This window comes from Skermanella mucosa (genome assembly GCF_016765655.2).
Taxonomy (GTDB): domain Bacteria; phylum Pseudomonadota; class Alphaproteobacteria; order Azospirillales; family Azospirillaceae; genus Skermanella; species Skermanella mucosa.
Map to the genome: position 1 here is coordinate 2,139,682 of NZ_CP086106.1, position 20,467 is coordinate 2,160,148.

The window sequence follows — 20,467 nt, forward strand, 5'->3', positions numbered from 1 at the left end:
CTTCAACCTTGGACTTCCCCGACGAGGGTCCATGATCACGAGCGCCGCATCCTCCCCGCGGGCGTCGTCCGCTTCGACGGTTTGGCTGAGGCCGATCCGGTCGATGCCGTGCGGCTGCGCGGATGCCTGCGCCCACGTCCTGAAGAGCGATACCTCATCAAGCGTCTCGCCGTCGTCGTCATCCGGGGTGAACGGTCAGTCGAAGGACGGAGAGAAGCGCGACGCTTCCGGCCTGACCGAGGCCGAGCGGGACCAGGTCAAGGAGCTGAAAAAGCGCGACACGGAGGTTCGCAACCACGAGCGCGCCCATCAGGCCGCCGGCGGCCAATATGCCGGTTCGCCTTCCTACACCTACCAGACCGGCCCGGACGGCAGGCGTTACGCGATCGGCGGGGAAGTGTCGATCGACATCAGCCCGGAACGTGATCCCGCGGCCACCATCGCCAAGATGGAACGGATCAGGGGCGCCGCGACCGCGCCAGCCGAACCGTCGCCCCAGGACTACAAGGTGGCCGCAGCGGCCGACAAGGCGCGCATGGAGGCCCAGCGCGAACTGAACGCCCAGGCCCTGGAGAAGATCCAGGGGGACGGCGAGGCCGAGGAGGACGGGGAAGGGTCCGCCTCCGCAGGGGCCGCCTCCGACGGGAAGGCGCAATCCATCGGCAGGTCCCGGTCCGGTCCGGCGTCTGCCGGGCGAACGGAGCAGGGGCAGGAGGAGAACGAGAAGGAAAAGGAGCGGGACGGACGGCGGGCCGGGCAGCAGGATGGCTTCCCGGAGCAGAACGGCGGCCTCGTGGCCTCTGCCGCCCGGGCCTATCGCAACGCATCCGCCCTGGGACGGGCGGCCGGCGGCCTGGTCGGGATCAGTGCATGACGCGTGTGATACGGTTTCCGGATGATCAGCATGATCATCCGGAAACCGAAAACCCGGCAGATCAATGCCATAGGCGTTGTTTGAAAGGGTCATACCGAAACCGTTGCAACGGTTTCGGTATGACTTGGCGCCCCTTCGGGTGTTAAGGGAGTTCCGCTTCCCGCCTCACACCGACCCGGACTTCCCGCACGTGACCTTGTTCGTTCTCATCGTCTTCGCCGTCACCTATGCGGGCATGGCGCTGGGGCGGTTCCCCGGCCTGCGGATCGACCGCACCGGCATCGCCCTGGTGGCCGCCATCCTGATGCTCGCGGGCGGGGCGCTGGACAGCGGCCAGGTCGCGGGAGCGGTCGATTTCCCGACGCTGTTCATCCTGTTCGGGCTGATGATCCTGTCGGCGCAGTTCGCGTCCGCCGGCTTCTACGACTGGTGCGCGCTTCGGATCGCACGGGCCGGCCGGTCGCCCCGGACACTTCTGGCCGTCACCGTCGCGGTCGGCGGCGGGCTGTCGGCCGTGCTGGCGAACGATGTGGTGGTGTTCGCCATGACGCCGATGCTGTGCGCCGGGCTGAAGGGGCGGGGCCTCGATCCGCGCCCGTACCTGATCGCCCTGGCCGGCGCCGCCAACGCGGGGTCGGCCGCGACCCTGATCGGCAACCCGCAGAACATCGTGATCGGGCAGGTCGGCGGGCTGGATTTCTGGCGGTTCCTGGCGGCCTGCGGCGTGCCGGCGCTGGTCGCGCTGGCGTGCGTGTTCGTCACCGTGTCCGTGGTATGGCGCGGGCGCCTGACCGATGCCGGCAACCCCGCCTTCGCCGACCTGCCGGAACCGGACCTGGACCGCTGGCAGTTCGGCAAGGCGCTCGTCGCGACCGCCGCGCTGATGGTGATGTTCGGGATGCCGCTCCCGCACGAGGTGGGCGTCCTGCTGATCGCCGGCATGCTGCTGATCAGCCGCAGCCTGGAGAGCCGGCGCATGGTCGGCATGGTGGATTGGCCGCTGCTGGTCCTGTTCGCCTGTCTGTTCGCGATCAACTCCTCCCTGGAACGCACCGGCCTGCCGGCCGATGCCGTGGCCGCGCTGGCATCCGCCGGGCTGCTGCCGGACCGCCTTGCCGTGCTCGCCCCTCTCTCGGTCGTCGCCAGCAACACCATCGGCAACGTGCCCGCGGTGGTCCTGCTGCTGGCGGTCTGGCCCCAGCCGCCGGAAGGTGCCCTGTACGGGCTGGCCCTGCTGTCCACCTTGGCGGGGAACCTGCTGATACTGGGCAGCCTCGCCAACATCATCGTGGTCGAGCGGGCACGCGCCGTGGGGGTGCGGCTTGGCTTCCTGGAACATGCCCGGTGCGGCATACCTATGACCGCATTCTCACTCGCCTTTGCGTGTGTGTGGTTGTGGGCAACCGGGCTGATGCCGTTGAAGTGAACGGGAAGTTCCGTAACATTCCGGAAATTTACATTGTGCACCTGCGAGATGAAGATGAACCGATCGGTCCAGAAGTGTTGAGGTGGCCGGGCGGAGCTTTCCCGATTACTTAAATTGCCAGCTACCCGCACGACCTAATGCTCACCCGACGGTGAATTTTTCAACAAAACCCTTTCGACGTTGAGGGAATTGCGCTATGGTCACTCCAACGATGCGGGAACAAGAAAAGCAATAAGCTAACCTGCACGACAAAGGCACGCTTAGGGAGGGCGCTGCCGAACAATGAACGATCCTGCCCGGATCAAGGGCGGGACGACTAGGTTGAGGAAAGCAACGCACCGGTTCCGCTCCCGTCAGGGCGAGCGGCTGAGGTTGGCGTCGAGCCGGCTTTGGTTACCAACTTGGCCACACCGGGGGTGTCGCCCCCGTCATGACAAGGTTCCATGGCGCAAGGCGCTGGGACCGGCCAGGTGCCAAGAAAAATATGAGGGTTAGAACGATCGACGGCGGGCTCACGGCCCGCCGTTTTCTCTTTGTGCGCCCCCTTCCGGGGGCGGCACCGGTGCCGTCACTCCGACGCGTCGCGATAGGCTTCGAACATGGCCTCGATCGTCTCGCGGCTGACGTCGCGAGTGATGAAGACGATCCGGGAGCGGTGGTCGTCGGAAGGCCAGGCCTCCAGCCGCACGGGCGGATGGAACACGTGCTGGACGCCGTGGACGACGACGGGCGTGTCGGACTCCCGCACGTTCAGGATGCCCTTGATCCGCAGCAGGTCGGGACCTCGCAACGTGATCAGCGTCTCGATCCAGGTGGCGAACCCTTCCCAGGCCAGCGGCTCCTCGACCGTCATGCAGAAGGCGGTGATATGGTCGTCGTGCCGGTTCCGGTCGTGGGTGTGGCCGTGATGGTGATCATGGCCGTGATGCGCATGCCCGTGGTCCCCATGCCCATGATCACCGTGCCCGTGGTCCTCGCCGTAGGCCTCTGCCCTCAGCCACCGCTCCACGTCGGGGCTCTTGGTCGTCGGATTGTAGAGCCCGGCGTCGAACAGCCCGGCCGGCTCGATCTCGCCCTGCACGGCGCGCATCAGGGGGGCCGCCGGGTTCAGCGCGGCCAGCCGCCGCTCCAGGTCGGCCAGCGCCTCGGGGGCGGCGATGTCGGTCTTGGTCAGCACGATCCGGTCGGCGACGGCGGCCTGCTTGACGCTCTCCTGGTGGCGGTCCAACTGGTCGGCGCCGTTGACGGCGTCCACCGTCGTGATCACGCCGTCCAGGCGGAAGCGCGCCGCGATCAGCGGGTCATTCATCAGGGTATGGAGCACGGGTGCCGGATCGGCGAGGCCGGTGGTCTCGATCACGACGCGGTCGAACTCGGGGATCTCGCCGCGCACCCGCTTCAGGAACAGGTCGCGCATGGTGTCGATCAGGTCGCCGCGCACGGTGCAGCACAGGCAGCCGCTGTTCAGCAGCACCGTGTTCTCCGAGCTTTCGGCGACCAGCAGGTGGTCCAGCCCGATCTCGCCGAACTCGTTGATGATCACCGCCGTGTTCGCCATGCCGGGATGGCGGACCAGACGGGAGAGCAGCGTCGTCTTGCCGCTGCCCAGGAAGCCGGTGAGGACGGAGACGGGCAGGCGGGTCGGGTTGGCGGCGATGACAGTGGTCACGGTTCGGCTTTCTCAGGAGATGACGTTAGCGAATTCTGGCAGGCGGGGCAGAGCCCGCGCACCTCGACCGTCGGCCGGTCGATCTGGAACCCCCGGGAGCGGGCGCTTTCGGCGATGGCGGCGCTGACGTGCTGGTCGTTCAGTTCGATCGCGTTGCCGCAGTCCCTGCATACCAGGAACTGGCCGGCATGGGCATGGTCGGGGTCGGGACAGCCGATATAGGCGTTCAGGCTCTCCAGGCGATGGACCAGCCCGTGCTCGACCAGGAAATCGAGCGCGCGGTAGACCGTCAGCGGCGCCACCCGGCGGCCGTCCACCTGCATGTCCTCCAGGATCGCGTAGGCGCCCCGCGGACGGTGCCCGCTCCACACCAGTTCCAGCACCTGGCGCCGGATGGGGGTGAGCCTGGCGCCGCGCGACGCGCACAGCGCCTCCGCGCGCGCCAGGGCGCCGGATACGCAGTGCCGGTGATCGTGAGCGGCCGCGGGCTGGGCCGAGGGCCGGGCCGGAGGTGTGGTGATCGCCATGGCGGCTCCCGGAAGATCGTCGGTCGACATGTTATCATATAACGATCCTCCGCCGGAAGTTAATGGGCCGGCCGAAGACGGGCTGCCATGCCAGCACTTCATCTATTCCTGGCGGTCTCTTGTAGCTCGCCTTGGCCGAAGGCCGACCTGCAGCGCCCGCACCCCTTCATTGACTATGACGACCCCGATGAGCGCCGGGCACCGCCGCCGGGAGCCGCGCGGGGCACGGCCTGCACGGGTTTTCGCCCGACCCCTTCAGCGGGAACCACACGGAGGGGCGGCGCCGGTGCCGTCCTTCCGGGTGTCCGCCGCCGCCGCGCGGTGAACCCGCGAACGACAGACAGGTACCAGCCGGTTCCAACGAAAACGGGCGGCCGAAGCCGCCCGTTCCCGAAACGTCGTGCCGGACCGGTCAGACGCCGATGACGCCGCCATCCTCCTTGGTGACGACCACCACCGACGGGCGGGGCGGCATGCCGTCCTTGAAGTCCGGCCAGCGGGTCGCCGGGTCCTCGAAGCTGGACGCCTTGCCGAACTCCGGCCAGTCCTTGGTGTTGTCGGTCGCCGGGTGCTGCACCGCCAGGAACAGCGTCTTGTCGTCCGGCGTGAACACCGGGCCGCACATCTCGGCGCCGATCGGCACGCGGAAGAACAGCTTGCTGGTGCCGCGCAGGTCGCCTTCGGTCTCCATCGCCCAGACGCCGTCGGTCGTCTTGGTGGCCTTGTAGCTATTGCCGTCGGTGGTGACCCACAACCGGCCCTGGCTGTCCATCGCGCAGTTGTCCGGCATGCCGAACCAGCCGTCGGGGGAGGTCGCGGGGTTGAAGGTGGCGCCGACCGCGGCGACGCTGGGATCGCCGCACTTCACCAGGATGTCCCAGGCGAAGGTGGTCGAGGCGTGGTCGCCGTCGGTCGGGGTCATCTCGATGATGTGGCCGAAGGCGTTGTCGGCGCGGGGGTTGGCCACGTCGACCTGCTCGGCCTTGCGCCGGGTGTTGTTGGTCAGCATGACATAGACCTTGCCGGTGACCTTGTTCGGCTCGACGTCCTCCGGGCGGTCCATCTTGGTGGCGCCGAGCACGTCGCCGGCCTTGCGGGCCTGGATCACCACGTCGGCCTGGCTCTTGAAGCCGTTCTCGGCGGTCAGTTTGCCCTGGCCGTGGACCAGCGGCAGCCACTCGCCCTTGCCGTCCTCGCCGTACTTGGCGACGTACAGGGTGCCCTTGTCGAGCAGGTCCATGTTCGCGGCGCGGTCGTTCGGGTTGAACTTGCCCTCGGTCACGAACTTGTAGACATAGTCGAACCGCTCGTCGTCGCCCATGTAGAAGACGACCCGGCTGTCCTTGTTGACCACGCTCTCCGCACCCTCGTGCTTGAAGCGGCCGAGTGCCGTGCGCTTCTTAGGCACCGAGGTCGGGTCGAGCGGGTCGATCTCCACCATCCAGCCGAAGCGGTTGGCCTCGTTCGGCTCCTTCGACACGTCGAAGCGGTCGTGATAGTCGCCCCAGTTGTACCAGTTGCCCGGCACGCCGAGGCGCTTGTAGTTCTCGGCCTCGGGATGGTCGTCGGCCAGCTTGCCGCCGAAGTTGCCGTTGAAGTTCTCTTCCGCCGACACGTAGGTGCCCCAGGGCGTGATCCCGCCGGCGCAGTTGTTGATCATGCCGATGACGCTGGTGCCGGTCGGGTCGGCCTTGGTCTTCATCCGGTCGTGGCCGGCGGCCGGGCCGGTGATCCGCATCACCGTGTCGGACGCGGTGATGCGGCGGTTGTACTTGCTGTCGGCGACTACGGCCCACTTGCCGTCGGTCTTCTTGACCTCGATGATGGTGCCGCCGTGGGCCGCCATCTCGATCTCGGCCAGATCCTTGGTCATGGCCGTGAACTTGGCCTCCTGCTGCTCCACGCCCACGCCGGGGAACATGACTTCCTCGTCCGTGTATTCGTGGTTGATGCAGAGCAGGCCGTGGTCCGGATTGTTCGAGCCGTAGGGCAGGCCGATGTAACCGACATAGTCGTTGTTGTAGCCGAACTGCATCTTCTGCGCGGCCGCGGTCTGCTTCATCGGGTCGAAGGCCGGGGCGCCGGGCAGGACGGGGTCGCCCCAGCGGATCAGGATGTCGGCCTTGTAGCCCTTGGCGACATGGTGGGTACGGTCGACGCCGCGGCTCACCTCGTCGAAGCTGAAGCTGGCCTTGCTGCCGTTGCCGGCGGCGGCCTTGGCCTTCTCGGCCGTCGCGAGCGCCAGCGGGCCGAAGGTGGCGGTGATGGCGGCGACGGCGAGCGACCCGCGCAGCATGTCGCGGCGACCGAAGCGCTTGGCGATGATGTCACCGAGGGTCGGCCCCTCGGAGGGATTGCGGCCGATGTCCTCGGACGCCTCGAAGGCTTCCGCCTTGCACGAAAACTGGGAAATGTCGCGGCTGTCCATGGTTCTCTCCCACCTGCTCCGATCCGTGATCCGCCCCGTGTTCCGGGGTGTGTTGGCGCGGACCATAGACCGGCGTCATGACACTTCCGTGACTGTTCCATGACCCGATCATTAAATCAAAATCCGATTTATCCCTTTGAAAAACCGGGAAATCATCCGTCGGTACCGCGCCCGGCGGTGGACTGCGCCGCGCCGCACGCTAGTTCAGTCACACATGTTAACGGTTACGATCAAACAGCGTTGAGGCTCGGTACCCATGGCAGCACCCATCATCATCTTCGGCGCCAACGGCGGCATCGGCGAGGCCCTGGCGCGGCGGCTCGCTGCGGGCGGCGCGGAACTCTTCCTGACCGGTCGCTCCGCCGACAAGGTCGGCGCGCTGGCGGACGAGCTGAAGGCCCGGCATGCCCAGTGCGACGTGCTCGATCCCGACCAGATCGCGGCCACGGTGGGGGAGGCCGACCAGGGGGAGGGCATCGCCGGGATCGCCTATTGCGTGGGGTCGATCGACATCAAGCCGCTCAAGGCGACGAAACATGACGATTTCATCCAGACCTACAAGCTGAACGTGCTGGGCGCGGTGGACGCGGTCCGCGCCGCCGAGAAGGGGCTCAAGTCGGCCAAGGGATCGGTCGTGCTGTTCTCCACCGTCGCGGTCCAGCAGGGCTTCGCCAATCATACGCTGATCGCGACCGCCAAGGGCGCCGTCGAAGGGCTGGGCCGCTCCCTGGCGGCGGAACTGGCGCCCCATGTCAGGGTCAACGTGGTGGCGCCGAGCCTGACGCGCACCCCGCTCGCCCACGGCCTGACCTCGAACGAGCAGATGACCCAGAGCATCGCCGGGCTGCACGCGCTGGGCCGCATCGGCGAGGCTGACGACATCGCGGCCATGGCGGCCTTCCTGCTCGGCAAGGACAGCGGCTGGATCACCGGGCAGGTGTTCGGCGTGGACGGCGGGCGGAGCAGCCTGCGCACCAAGGGCTGAGGGCGGAACGGGGCGCAGTGCGCATCGCGGACCGCGCCCCGGAGCCCCTGGTCACGCGGGACTTGACTTCGCACCTGCGAAAGCGCAACTATCGTACTCGAACAAACGTACCGTCCGATCGCGCGAAGTGGCCTTGCCGCTGCATCGGGTGGGCCAGTATCAGCACAAAGGGCGACCCGGCAGCGCGCGGGGCAGGCCCCGAAAGATCCCTTCATAGTGACGTCTTTCAGCGAACTCGGCTTGAGCGAGCCGATCCTGCGCGCCATCAGCGCCGAGAATTACAGCACTCCCACGCCGATCCAGGCTCAGGCCGTGCCGCACCTGATCCAGGGCCGCGACCTGCTGGGCGTCGCCCAGACCGGCACCGGCAAGACCGCGGCTTTCGCGCTTCCGATCCTCCACCGCCTGTCGGAAAACCGCACCCGTCCCATGCCGCAGGGCGCCCGCGTCCTGGTGCTGACCCCGACCCGCGAACTCGCCATCCAGATCGGCGAGAGCTTCGCGACCTACGGCCGCAACCTGCCGCTTACCCGCACCGTCATCTTCGGCGGCGTCGGCCAGAACCCGCAGGTCCAGAGCATGGCGCGGGGCGTCGACATCCTCGTCGCCACGCCGGGCCGGCTGCTCGACCTGATCGGGCAGGGCTTCATCAAGCTCGACCGGCTCGAAGTGTTCGTGCTGGACGAGGCCGACCGCATGCTCGACATGGGCTTCATCCATGATGTCCGGCGGGTGATCAAGGTCCTGCCCGCCAAGCGGCATACGCTGTTCTTCTCCGCCACCATGCCGCCGGAGATCGCGAAGCTGGCCGACAAGATCCTGACCGATCCGGTCCGGGTCGAGGTGACGCCGGTCTCCAGCACGGCGGAGCGGATCGAGCAGCGCGTCATGTTCGTCGAGAAGGCGGACAAGCGGCCCCTGCTGGGCGAAGTGCTCAAGCGGCCGGACATCGGGCGCGCCCTGGTGTTCACGCGGACCAAGCACGGCGCCAACCGGGTCGTCGAGCAGCTCGGCCAGATCGCGGTCCGGGCCGAGGCGATCCACGGCAACAAGTCGCAGACCGCCCGCCAGCGGGCGCTGGAGAATTTCCGATCCGGCGAGATCCGGGTGCTGGTCGCCACCGACATCGCCGCCCGCGGCATCGATATCGACGGCATCACCCACGTGATCAACTACGACCTGCCGAACGTTCCGGAAAGCTACGTCCACCGGATCGGCCGGACGGCGCGGGCGGGGACCAGCGGCATCGCCATCTCGTTCTGCGACAGCGAGGAGCGGGCCTACCTGAAGGACATCGAGAAGCTGATCAAGGTCCGCATCCCGGTCGTCGAGGATCATCCCTGGCATTCCCTCGGCGGCGTCGTGCAGGCCGATCCCGATGCCCGGCCTCCCCTCCAGGATCGTCGTCCGCAGCGTCATGGCCGCCCGCCCCAGGGTCGGCAGGATCAGGGCCGTCAGGACCAGACGCGCCAGGCCCATGGCCAGGGGCAGGGCCGTCCGGCGCAGGCCCAGCAGGGCCGGCCGCCCCAGGGCAACCCGTCCCGCCGCCGCTCCGGGCGCTGATTCCCCGGGCGGGGTGCACCTACCAGCTGTTGAATAACGGGCGTCGAAATCCCATATCTTGTGTCTCCCCGACCTGAAGATGTGAGGATTTCGACGCATGATCGACTTGATGAGTCTGGCTATTCTGGTTGGAGCCGGCCTCGTAGCGATCAGTGTCCTCACGAGCCTGATTTCCTTCCGGGTCGGAGCGCCGCTGCTTCTGGTGTTCCTCGGCGTCGGGTTGCTTGCCGGCGAGGACGGCATCGGCGGCATCAACTTCGACAATGCGGGGCTGGCCTATTTCGTCGGCTCCATAGCCCTTGCCATCATCCTGTTCGACAGCGGGTTCGAGACCCGGTGGCAGACCGTCAAGGCTGCGGCCGGGCCGTCCCTTACCCTCGCCACGGTCGGCGTCGTCCTCACCACGGGGTTGGTGGGGGCGGTCGCGCACGTCGCCTTCGGCATGCCATTGCTCGAAAGCCTGCTGATCGGCGCGATCGTCAGCTCGACCGATGCGGCGGCGGTCTTCTTCCTGCTCCGGGTCGGGGGCATCAATATCCGCGAACGGGTCCGGTCGGTCCTGGAGATCGAGTCCGGCAGCAACGATCCGATGGCGATTTTCCTGACCATCACGCTGGTCGAACTGATCGCCGGCGGCGGCTCGGCCGAAAGCCTGTCGTGGGAAGTGGCCGGTTCCTTCATCCTCCAGATGGGCGTGGGCGCCCTGGGCGGCCTCGCCGGCGGGTGGCTGATCGTCCAGGCGGTCAACCGGATAGACCTTGAGCAGGGGCTTTACCCGATCATCGTCATCAGCCTGGCCCTCTGCCTGTTCGCCGGCGTCTCGATGCTGGGAGGCAGCGGCTTCCTCGCCGTCTATGTCGGGGGCATGTTCGCCGGGAACAGCCGTCTCCACGGTGCCCGGTCCCTGCGCCGCTTCCAGAGCGGCATGACCTGGCTGTGCCAGATAACCATGTTCCTGATGCTGGGGTTGCTCGCCACGCCGTCCGAGTTCCTCGACGTGGCACCGCAGGCGATCGCCCTGGCCCTGTTCCTGACGCTGGTCGGCCGTCCCCTTGCGATCTGGCTGTGCCTGATGCCGTTCGGATTCACCCGGCGGGAGACCGCGTTCATCGCCTGGGTCGGGCTGCGCGGCGCCGTCTCGATCCTGCTGGCGATCCTGCCGCTGATCGCCGGCTTCCCGGACGGGCAGGTCTTCTTCAACACCGCCTTCATCATCGTCCTGGTCTCGCTCCTGGTCCAGGGCTGGACGATCAAGCCGATGGCGCGCCGGCTCGGCCTCATCGTGCCGCCGCGCATCGGGCCGGTGGACAGGGTGGAGCTGGAGCTGCCGGGCGGCGCCAGCCACGAGCTGGTGGCCTACCGGACCGTGGCGGGCAGCCCGGTGACGCTGGGCGAGCGGATCCCCCGCTGGGCGCGGCCCTCCCTGATCGTCCGCAACGGCCAGTCCATGCGCCCGCACAAGGCCGGGCGGGTCGAGACGGGCGACCTCGTGCTGATCTTCACCTCGCCCGACCGGCTTCCGCTGCTGGACCGGCTGTTCGCCAGCCCGACGGAGCTGAAGGTCAAGGATCGGGAGTTCTACGGCGACTTCACCTTGGCGCCCGACGCCGCCATCGGCCAGCTCGCGGCGACCTACGGGTTCACGTCCCCGCCGCAGGACGCCGACCTGACCGTGTGCGACGTCCTCAGGCGGGAGTTCAGGGGCAGGGTCGAGACGGGGGACCGCCTTGCCTACGGTCCCGTCGAACTGATCGTCCGCGCCGCCGCGGACGACAGGATCGACGAGGTCGGGCTGGCGCTGGAACCGTCGCGGTCGGGCAGGACCGGCCTGTTCCGCCGCTCCGGCCGGACCTGACCCTTTCTCAGGATCGGCGGCGGCGCAGCAGGCCCAGGCCGAGCAGGCCCCCGGCGAGCAGCACGAGCGTCGCGGGTTCGGGAACCTCGGTCGGATCGCCGTCGGAACCGCCCACGCCCCAGTCGGACAATGCCGCCAGCGCATAGTTGCCGAGGATGCGGTGGGCGGCGGCAGTCGGGTGCAGGCTGTCCCAGAACAGGTACTGGTCGGGATTCGCGCAGACGGTCCCGGGCCGGTCGATCGCTCCGCTGAAGCATGGCGTCGTCACGTCGGTCAGCCCGTATCCCGCGGGGTTGGCGGCGACGTCGTTGAACAGGCTGCGGACGTCCAGCGGGATCAGATCGACCGGAAGGGTCGCCTCGATGCCGGCCAGGACCGAAGTCAGCGCGGCATTGAACGCGGCCGACAAGGTGGTGGCCCGCTCCTGGATCGCGGGTCCGCCCGCGATCGACTCCGGCGTCATGGCGAGGTCGCTGAGATTGGGCACCATGATGTAGCGGGCGCCGGCCAGGGCGAGATTGGTCACCGATTGGCCGACATTGGCGGTGGCCGCCGCCGCCAGCGTCTCGGCCGGCAGGGTGCTGCCCAATTCGTTACGGACGTCGTTGCCGCCGCCATAGACGATGTAGAGGGCGTCGGGATCGGCGCCGGTCGGCGGCAGCCGCGACAGGAAGCTCAGCGTCTGCAAAGTGACGCCGGGTACCGGCAGTCCGCCGACCGACGTGGTCCCGCCGGTCGTGGCGCCGCCGACGGCGTAGTTGTTTCCGCCGAGGAGCGACGGCCTCGATTCGGTGCCGTAAGCTCCGGCGACGATGTCGGTCCAGACCGGTCCGTTCGAGAACCGCCCCGGCGCATAGGGCGGCGATATCGGCAGCAGGCCGAGGGTCGCGGCCGAGATGTTCCCGGTGTCGCTCAGGCTGTCGCCGAACGTGTAGACCGAGGTGACGGGGGCCGCCCCGGCCGGACCGGCGCCAGCCATGATGCCGGCCGAGACGCCGATTCCCGCCAGCATCGCCAAGCCCTTCGGTGCCGAGGGCGAACGAGCGAACCACCAAAGCATTATCGTCTCCAGCGAGTTTCTGCAACTTCCGGTAAAGAGCGTTTCGGCGTGCTTTTAAAGGAACGGGGATATCGGCGCAATGGCGCGTTCGGTCGGACCGCTATTCGCCGGGCTGGCTCGCTTCCTCGCCTTTAGGCCGTCCGTTCCATTGCCGGTAGAAGCGATAGCCGAACAGGAGGACGAGGGCGGCGACGATGACGGTGCTGATCGGGCTGATATAGGCTTCCACCGATTGCCACTGGCCGCGCAGGATATAGCCGCAGACCGCGAGCGCCCCGGTCCAGGCCACGGTCCCGATCGTGGAGTAGAGCAGGAAGGGAAGCATGGGCATGCCGCTGATGCCCGCGGGAACGGAGATCAGGGTCCGCACGCCGGGGACCAGTCGCCCGATCAGGACCGCCACCCCTCCATGGCGTTCGAACCATTCGGTGGCGCGGTCGATATCCTCGGGCGATACCGTGATCCAGCGCCCGTAGCGCTCGGCGAAATGGCGCATCCGCTTCGCGCCGTACTTCTTGCCGGCATAGTACCAGGGCAGCGCTCCGGCGATCGAGCCGAGGACGCCGGCCACGATGACCCCGACCAGCGACAAGGGACCCTCGGCCGCGGTGAAACCGGCGAGCGGCATCACGACCTCCGACGGGATCGGCGGAAAGACGTTCTCCAGGAACATCAGCAGCGCGATGCCGGCATAACCCAGCGAGTTCATCAGACCAGTGATCCAGTCAATCATGTCATTCCAACCTTGAGCCTTGGTCGACCTTGCATCGGCAGATCGCAGTGAGAACCGCGAAGCGGCCGTTCCGTTGCAGTTCGATCATTTGCGGTCGCCTCCGCCTCGCTTCAACTCGCGCCGGGCGCGCCGTTCGGCCCGGCGGGCCTTGCGGTGCTGACGGCGCTGCCACAGTCGGAAATAGAAACGGCTGCGGGCGGCGTCGAGGGCGTGGAGCAGGTCCTCCGGCCGGGGAATCACGGGGACGCGCAGGCCGGCCGGCGGAGTGGCCGGTTCGAGGGCGAGCCCGACGGTAAGCAGCTTGCCCTCGTCCATGTCCCGCGCGATCAGTTCGACCGAGCCCATGCGCAGCCGGTCGCCGACCTCGACCGCGTCGCGGAATTCCTGCCGGAACAGGTCGGACAGGGTGAGCCTGGCGTTCCGGACCGAGAGGGGCAGGCCGTAAAGCTCGGCCAGGGAGCCCACTGTGATGTCAGCCTTCAGGCTCAGGTCGCCGAAGAACTGACGGTCGTCCTCCGCCAGTTCGCGGGTCTCGCCGAACAGCCGGTCGAGCAGCGCCACGCGCGACGGGGCGGTGAAGAGATAGACCAGGTCGCCTGCCTGGAGGTGGCGGACGCTGTGGATCGTCTGGACTTGGCCGTCCCGGATGATCAGCGAGGGGCGTGCCCAGCGGGGCAGGCGGTGCCCGGTCACCACCGGGCTGTGCTCGCGGATCGTGTAGGCGACCAGTTCGTAGTCGGCCTGCCCCGGCAGTTCCAGCTCGACGCGGTCGACCGGACCGATGCGCGGCGGCACGATCAGCTTCAGCCAGTGGGCCAGCGGCCTGATCGTCCAGCCCTGGACCAGCAGCGACATCAGGACGATCAGGAAGGCGATGTTGAAATAGAGCTGGCCGTCGGGCAGCCCGAACAGGGTCGGGACGATGGCGAGCAGGATGGACACCGCGCCGCGCAGCCCGACCCAGGCGATGAAGGTGGTCTCGTTGGCCGTGAAGCGGAACGGCGCCAGGCAGAGCCAGACCGCCAGCGGCCGGGCGACCAGGATCAGCACCAGGGCGAGCAGCGCGGCGGGAACCAGCAGCCCGGGAAACTGGGACGGCGTCGCCAGCAGGCCCAGCATGACGAACATCACGATCTGGCTCAGCCAGGTCAGCCCGTTGTGGAAACGGCGCAGGCTCTGCGCGCCGCGCAGCTTGGCATTGCCGGCGATCAGCCCGGCGACATAGACCGCCAGGAAGCCGCTTCCCCCGAGCGTCCCGGCGACCGCGAAGATGAACAGCGCGAGCGACAGGGAGACGACGGGGTAGAGGCCCTGCTCCAGGCGTATGCGGTTGATCGTCATGATCAGCAGCCACCCGCCGGCCAGGCCGAACAGGACGCCGCCGCCGATCTGGCTGACGAACATCAGGACCAGGTGCCAGGGTGATTCGGTCCCGCCGGCCGCGATCATTTCGACCAGGGCGATGGTCAGGAAGATCGACATGGGATCGTTGGTGCCCGATTCGATCTCCAGGGTCGACCGGACGCGGTCGCGCAGAGTGATTCCGCCCACCCGCAACAGGAAGAAGACCGCCGCCGCGTCGGTCGAGCTGACGATCGCGCCGACCAGCAATGCTTCCAGCCAGGGAAGGTCAAGGGCGAAGTGCGCCGCGGCCCCGACGAGGCCCGTGGTCGCGACGACCCCCGCCGTCGCCAGGGTCAGCGCCGGCCAGGCAGCCGCCTTGTAGCTCGAAAAGCGCGTGTCGAACCCGCTCTCGAACAGAATTATCGCCAGCGCGACGCTGCCGATGAGGAAAGCCGCCGGCGTGTTGTCGAAATCGATGCCGCCGATCCCGTCCTCCCCGGCGGCGAGGCCGACGCCGAGGAAGATCAGGAGCAGCGGGGCGCCGATGCGGAAGGAAATCAGGCTCGTGAAGATGCTGACCAGCAGAAGTGCGGCGGCGACGAGAATAATCAGATTGATCAATTCCATGAAACCATTCCGGCGCGACTCTTGATTGTGGCTGAGGAGCCCTTAGGGGACACCCGGTGAGGCTGGGTAGCGTCCCGTGGTTTCCAGTCTATGAGGGACTTTCACCTTTTGTTACGCATCCTTGGGGTAGCGGCATCCGCGCGGAGGTCCGGCACCCATCCGGGACAAAAACAGGTTTCCGCCCGTCCCAGAAGTAACAATAGATCTGAAGTGACAAACCAAAAGGGTTAGTAATAGGCTGTATGGATGATGTTACTGATCGAACACATATGTGCCCAAAGCTCACACTACGAAGCAGAAAGGACTTCAGCTAAGTCAGCATTGAGGTATCTATACGACCAAGACGACAGCGGGGACGACAAGATCGTGGCTGCGTCGGTTGAATTAATACTCGATAGGGGTAGCTTAAATGAAAAAGATCCTTTTGGGGACCACCGCGATCGCCGCCGCCGCTCTGTATGCGCAGGCTGCACAGGCGCAGATCACCGTTTCCCTGGGCGGTTACACCGAGTTCTTCGGCGCCTACTACGATGACGATGTGGGCAACCGCACGAGCCGTGAGTTCCAGCTCGAGACCGAAATCACCGTCCGTGCCGACGGCAAGGCCGACAATGGCCTGCTCTACGGCGCCAAGGTCGAGCTGCAGAACTCCTCGGGTGCCAACGCCGGCATCGTGACGGACGAAGCCTCCGTCTACCTCGGCGGCACCTGGGGCCGTATCGAGCTCGGTGACTTCGACGGCGCCGCCGACACCCTCGCCATCTACGCCCCGCTGATCGGCATCGAGCAGCTCGACGGCGACGCCTACGACTTCCTGGACGTCACCTCCGGCGGCACCCGCTTCGGCGCCCAGCCCTTCTTCGGCACCATCAAGGCTCCGGACTCGGGCGACTCCACCAAGGTCATGTACCTGACCCCGCGCTTCGCCGGCGTGCAGGCCGGTGTCAGCTACGCCACCCAGAACGGCAACGAGGGCCAGTCGGTCGTCGGCCTGAAGTCGCAGACGTCCTACCGGGACTTCTTCGAGTTCGGCGCCAACTACACCGGCACCTTCGCCGGCTTCTCGGTCGCCCTGGGCGCCACCGGTTCGACCGCCAGCGGCGAAGATGCCCTGGGCGCCACCGAGCTGGAAGACTTCTTCGCTTGGCAGGCCGGTGCCCAGCTCGGCTACGCCGGCTTCAAGTTCGGCGGCGGCTACGTCGACGGCGATGACTTCGGTGCCGCCGCAGGTACCGTTGCTGGCGATGCGAGTGCCTGGCACGTCGGTGCGAGCTACACCGCCGGTCCGTTCGCCGTCGGCCTCAGCTATGCCGATGCCGAGGGCGCGAAGGGTGGCTTCACCACCTACACCCCGGACTACAAGACCTACGGTGGTGGCTTCGCTTACACCCTGGCTCCGGGCTTCATCGTCCAGGCCGACCTGATGTTCGTGGACGAGGACGTCGTCAACCTGACGTCCGGCGCCACGGCCAGCAACGAAGGCTACGTCGCCGTGCTGAGCACCCGTCTGAACTTCTAATCGAAGTGGGGACCCGGGCAACCGGGTCCCTCCGGACAGGAATAAAGGGGCAGCGGATAGACCGCTGCCCCTTTTCTGCTTTCCGGCCTTCAGAACGGCCGTGCCCGCCTCAGCCAGAACGGCCGTGCCCGCCTCAGCTTGTGATTCGCCAAGTGCCGTCGGCCTGCTGGCAGGCGGTGCCGTTGGCTCGCTCGGCCCGTCCGCCGATATAGACGGTATGCTGGTACTCGCGGCAGGTCTGACCGCCAGGGTTCTGGAATGTCCGGGTCGGTTCGATGGTGCCGCGGCGGTCGTTGTCGGGGCTCGACCACTGGATCGGCTCGTTCCGTGTGATCGCGGCCTCTTCCGCCTGGACCGCCGTCGTCTGGTCGTCGCCCTGGAGGTGGCGGCTCAACTGCTGGCCGGCCAAGGCGCCGGCCAGGCTGCCGAACGCGGTGGCCGCGACACGTCCGGTCCCGCCGCCGATCTGCGATCCGAGCACGGCGCCGCCGACGCCGCCGCCCAGACTGCCGATGACGTCCCCGGTGTTCATGCCTTCGCAGGCGCCGAGTCCGAGTGACAGGGCGGCGAATGCGGCGATGGTCGCTTTGCGGTAGGCCATGGCGTCGTCCTTTCTGGAAGGCGTGTTGGCCCGTGCAACGCCGGGGTTGTGTGATTGTTCCGACCGGCGGAGGCCCGGCGGCAGGGGAATGGATGCGGCGCGCTCCTGTTGTTGCCTCATGCCGGCTGCCGTCGCGGCAGCGGGCCAATGATCACGACAGGAGAAACAGCATGACCCGCATGGCCATCGCCGCATTGGGCCTCGCCCTGTTCGCCGCAACCGCTTGCGAGAATCTGAGCGAGCAGGGGAGCAACACCCGGCCGGACGGCCGGTCCAGCACCTCCGGCGGCGCGGCCCTGGGATCCCGGGGCGGCAACGGACCCGCCACCGGCATCCCCCGGACCGGCAATGCCGACGTCGGAGCGCCGCGCACCGGAAGCAGCGACACCGATGCGGCCACGGGCGACATGATCCAGCCCGGACCGATCCCCGGCGAAGACATGCTGAACTGAGGCCGTTCGGCGTCGGCGGCCCCGTTCGGGGGCCCCCGGCGCCGAACGGCAGCCCGGCCGCTCAGGCGGCGCTCTGCTCCACCAGCGCTTCCAGAACGTGCAGGCCGATCATCGTCTCCTCGCTGGTCCTCACGACCAGCACCCTCACCGCCGAATCGGCAGCCGAGATCACCTGGGCGTTGCCCTCGTTGGCGTCGGCGTCAAGGGTGATGCCGAGCCATTGCATGCCCTCGCATACCCGCCGACGGATCATCGCCGAGTTCTCGCCGATGCCGGCGGTGAACACCAGGGCGTCGAGCCCGCCGACCGACGCCGCCAGGGCGCCGATCTGGCGGCGAATCGCATGGATGAAATAGTCGATCGCCCTGGCGGCCCTGGGATCGTCGCTGCGCTCCAGGTCGCGCATGTCGGAGCTGATGCCGGACAGACCCTTCAGCCCCGACTCGTGATAGAGCAGGCGGGTGACTTCCGGCACCGTCATCCCCGCCGCGCCGATCAGGTGGAGCAGCACGCCGGGATCGATCTGCCCGCTGCGCGTTCCCATGGCCAATCCGTCGAGGGCCGTGAACCCCATGGTGCTTTCGACGCTCCTGCCGCCGCGAATCGCGCACATGCTGGCGCCGTTGCCGAGATGGGCGACGACGATCCGGCCCGAGGCGACGTCCGGAGCGATTTCCGTCAGGCGGCGCGCGACATATTCGTAGGACAGGCCGTGGAAGCCGTAGCGCCGTATTCCCTGGTCGAAAAATTTCAGGGGAATCGCGAACGCCTCGGCGGCGAAGTCGTGGCCGCGGTGGAAGGACGTGTCGAAGCAGGCGACCTGGAGCACGCCGGGATAGCGCGCCTCGACCGCGTCGATCGGAGCGAGGTTGTGCGGCTGGTGCAGCGGCGCCAGCGGCACCAGTTCCTGGAGCTTCGCCCGGACGGCCGGGGTGATGGCCACCGGACCGGAGAAGTCCGGCCCGCCGTGGACGACCCGGTGGCCGACGGCAAGGACCCGGGCGTCGCCGAGGAAACCGTCGAGCCATTCGCTGATCACGTGCAAGGCGGCATCGTGGTCGAGCGGACCGGTGCCGTCCTCCCAGCGGATCTCCGCCAACACCGCGCCGTCCGCGTCCTTCGCGATGAAATGGACGTGCGTGCCGATGCCTTCGATCTGCCCCACCGCCAGCATGCGGACGGAGTCGGGACCGGCCGGCGCCTCCACCGAGAACTTGATGCTGCTCGATCCGGCGTTCAGGACAAGGATGGAGTCGATCATTGCTGCCCTCCCTGGATGCCGCCGAGGTCGAGGATGGCCTTGCCGGTCCTGGCATAGGCCTGATGGAGCTGGGCCAGGGCGCATGAGGCGAGGCGGGACTTCTCGTCGTCGGCCCGGCTGGTCAGGATGATCGGCACACGGGCGCCGAGCACCAGGCCGGCCGCGTCGGCATGGGCGATGAAGGTGAGTTCCTTCGCCAGCATGTTGCCGGCTTCCAGGTTGGGGACGATCAGCACGTCGGCGCGGCCGGCGACCAGCGAGGCGATGCCCTTGGTCCGGGCGGCCTCGAGATCGACGGCGTTGTCCATCGCGAGCGGGCCGTCGACGATGCCGCCCTTGATCTGCCCACGCTCGGCCATCTTGGACAGGATGGCAGCGTCGAGCGTCGAGGGAATCTTGGGGTTGACGGTCTCGACCGCGGACAGGATGCCGACGCGCGGCTGGCTGATGCCGAGCGCCAGGGCCATGTTGATCGCGTTCTGGACGATATCGACCTTGGTCTCCAGGCTCGGCAGGATGTTGATCGCCGCGTCGCTGACCAGCAGCAGGTGGTCCATGCCCGGAACGTCCATGACGAACACGTGGCTGATCCGGTGGGCCGTCCGCAGGCCGGTGCCGGATCGGGTGACCTCGTGCAGCAACTCGTCGGAATGGAGGTTGCCCTTCATGATCGCGCCGGCCTTGCCCTGGTGGACCAACTCGACCGCATGGGCGGCCGCCGCCTCCGACTGCGAGATCTCGACGATGGGGAAGCGGGAGATGTCGATGCCCAGTTCCTGCGCGATCGCCCGGATTCGGTCGGCCGGTCCGATCAGGGTCGGCTCGATCAGGCGGGCATCGGCCGCCAGCAGGGCGCCGCCCAGGGAGCTCCGGTCGGTCGGGAACACGACCGCGGTCGCAAGCGGCGGCAGTGCCGCGCAGGCGCTGATCATGCGGGTGAACTTCTCGTGCCGCTCGATCATCAGCTTGGGCAGCGCCGCGTCCGGCGTGTCTATGGGCTCGGTCGGAGCCAGGACGTCGGCGACGCCGTCGGCCACCAGGGCACCGTGCTGGTTGAGCAGCTTGCAGTCGAGGATCACGATCCCGGGTTCGCGCTTCTCGGTCACCGTGACGGTGATCGAGAGCTCGTCGCCGACATGTACCCGCTCGTAAAAGGAGAGCGTCTGTCCCCGGTAGCGCGTCCCCGCGCCGGGCAGGGAATTGCCGAGAACGGCCGAGATCTGCGATCCGACCCACATGCTCGGCGCTATCGTGTCGGGATCGACGGTGCCGTTCCGGTCCTGGTCGCGCGGCAGCGTCAGCGGATTGAGGTTGCCGGATGCATGGGCGAAGACCACCAGATCGTTCGCCGTGCAGATCCTGCGGATCGTCGCCGTATCGCCGATGGAGATCTCGTTGAAAGTCCGGTTTCTTGCCATGGGTCCCCTGGAATCACGTCGGCTGCCGAAGCGGCCGTGAGTTGAGGTGGCTGAAATCGGGGTCTGGGCGACGGCGCCGGGACATGCCGACGACCTTCCCCGTTCAGCGCCGCCACCCTATGACG

The 20,467-nt window shown here is 67.6% G+C and carries 16 protein-coding genes; 7 read left to right on the forward strand and 9 right to left on the reverse strand.

What is annotated here, in order from left to right; translation table 11 throughout:
• Nucleotides 1-31 precede the first annotated feature (31 nt).
• Both JL100_RS09675 and JL100_RS09680 read left to right on the forward strand, forming a co-directional pair.
• Nucleotides 32-874, forward strand: coding sequence for a putative metalloprotease CJM1_0395 family protein (locus JL100_RS09675; RefSeq protein WP_202683656.1), 843 nt, complete (start codon nt 32-34; stop codon nt 872-874).
• Between the two features lie 190 nt (nt 875-1,064).
• Nucleotides 1,065-2,300, forward strand: coding sequence for an SLC13 family permease (locus tag JL100_RS09680; protein ID WP_202683655.1), 1,236 nt, complete (start codon nt 1,065-1,067; stop codon nt 2,298-2,300).
• Between the two features lie 568 nt (nt 2,301-2,868).
• Here the strand turns inward: JL100_RS09680 and JL100_RS09685 are convergent.
• The 3 genes from JL100_RS09685 to JL100_RS09695 form a co-directional block, all read right to left on the reverse strand.
• The gene (locus JL100_RS09685) at nt 2,869-3,969 is read right to left on the reverse strand and encodes a CobW family GTP-binding protein (protein WP_202683654.1); all 1,101 of its coding nucleotides are present in this window, start codon (nt 3,967-3,969) and stop codon (nt 2,869-2,871) included.
• Nucleotides 3,966-4,496, reverse strand: coding sequence for a Fur family transcriptional regulator (locus JL100_RS09690; RefSeq protein WP_202683683.1), 531 nt, complete (start codon nt 4,494-4,496; stop codon nt 3,966-3,968). Before JL100_RS09690 ends, JL100_RS09685 begins: the two co-directional genes overlap by 4 nt.
• Nucleotides 4,497-4,908: 412 nt before the next feature.
• Nucleotides 4,909-6,924, reverse strand: coding sequence for a PhoX family protein (locus tag JL100_RS09695; protein WP_202683653.1), 2,016 nt, complete (start codon nt 6,922-6,924; stop codon nt 4,909-4,911).
• Nucleotides 6,925-7,180: 256 nt separating this feature from the next.
• Here JL100_RS09695 and JL100_RS09700 point away from each other — a divergent pair, with 256 nt between their 5' ends.
• From JL100_RS09700 to JL100_RS09710, 3 genes are all read left to right on the forward strand, one after another.
• Nucleotides 7,181-7,909, forward strand: a complete 729-nt coding sequence (locus JL100_RS09700) for an SDR family NAD(P)-dependent oxidoreductase (RefSeq protein WP_202683652.1) — start codon at nt 7,181-7,183, stop codon at nt 7,907-7,909.
• Between the two features lie 216 nt (nt 7,910-8,125).
• On the forward strand, nt 8,126-9,472 hold the full coding sequence (locus JL100_RS09705; protein WP_202683651.1) for a DEAD/DEAH box helicase: 1,347 nt from the start codon (nt 8,126-8,128) through the stop codon (nt 9,470-9,472).
• Between the two features lie 97 nt (nt 9,473-9,569).
• Nucleotides 9,570-11,327, forward strand: a complete 1,758-nt coding sequence (locus tag JL100_RS09710; protein ID WP_202683650.1) for a potassium/proton antiporter — start codon at nt 9,570-9,572, stop codon at nt 11,325-11,327.
• 7 nt (nt 11,328-11,334) lie between these two features.
• Here the strand turns inward: JL100_RS09710 and JL100_RS09715 are convergent, their stop codons facing one another.
• The 3 genes from JL100_RS09715 to JL100_RS09725 form a co-directional block, all read right to left on the reverse strand.
• On the reverse strand, nt 11,335-12,387 hold the full coding sequence (locus JL100_RS09715) for an SGNH/GDSL hydrolase family protein (protein WP_202683682.1): 1,053 nt from the start codon (nt 12,385-12,387) through the stop codon (nt 11,335-11,337).
• Between the two features lie 100 nt (nt 12,388-12,487).
• A complete protein-coding gene (locus JL100_RS09720; RefSeq protein ID WP_228421169.1) occupies nt 12,488-13,096 on the reverse strand; it encodes a DedA family protein in 609 nt (202 codons plus the stop codon).
• 108 nt (nt 13,097-13,204) lie between these two features.
• Nucleotides 13,205-15,091: a potassium/proton antiporter gene (locus JL100_RS09725; RefSeq protein WP_202683648.1), complete on the reverse strand. Its 1,887-nt coding sequence runs from the start codon at nt 15,089-15,091 to the stop codon at nt 13,205-13,207.
• A gap of 409 nt (nt 15,092-15,500) precedes the next feature.
• Between JL100_RS09725 and JL100_RS09730 the strand changes: the two genes are divergently transcribed.
• Nucleotides 15,501-16,610, forward strand: a complete 1,110-nt coding sequence (locus JL100_RS09730; protein ID WP_202683647.1) for a porin — start codon at nt 15,501-15,503, stop codon at nt 16,608-16,610.
• Nucleotides 16,611-16,743: 133 nt separating this feature from the next.
• Here the strand turns inward: JL100_RS09730 and JL100_RS09735 are convergent, their stop codons facing one another.
• Nucleotides 16,744-17,211 carry an RT0821/Lpp0805 family surface protein gene (locus JL100_RS09735; RefSeq protein WP_202683646.1) on the reverse strand — a complete coding sequence of 156 codons (468 nt, stop codon included), beginning with the start codon at nt 17,209-17,211 and terminating at the stop codon, nt 16,744-16,746.
• A 170-nt stretch (nt 17,212-17,381) separates the two neighbouring features.
• Between JL100_RS09735 and JL100_RS09740 the strand changes: the two genes are divergently transcribed.
• Nucleotides 17,382-17,663, forward strand: a complete 282-nt coding sequence (locus JL100_RS09740) for a hypothetical protein (protein WP_202683645.1) — start codon at nt 17,382-17,384, stop codon at nt 17,661-17,663.
• Between the two features lie 61 nt (nt 17,664-17,724).
• Here the strand turns inward: JL100_RS09740 and JL100_RS09745 are convergent, their stop codons facing one another.
• A complete protein-coding gene (locus JL100_RS09745; RefSeq protein WP_202683644.1) occupies nt 17,725-18,924 on the reverse strand; it encodes an acetate/propionate family kinase in 1,200 nt (399 codons plus the stop codon).
• Complete coding sequence (locus JL100_RS09750; RefSeq protein WP_202683643.1) at nt 18,921-20,342, reverse strand: bifunctional enoyl-CoA hydratase/phosphate acetyltransferase; 1,422 nt, start codon at nt 20,340-20,342, stop codon at nt 18,921-18,923. Before JL100_RS09750 ends, JL100_RS09745 begins: the two co-directional genes overlap by 4 nt.
• Nucleotides 20,343-20,467 lie beyond the last annotated feature (125 nt).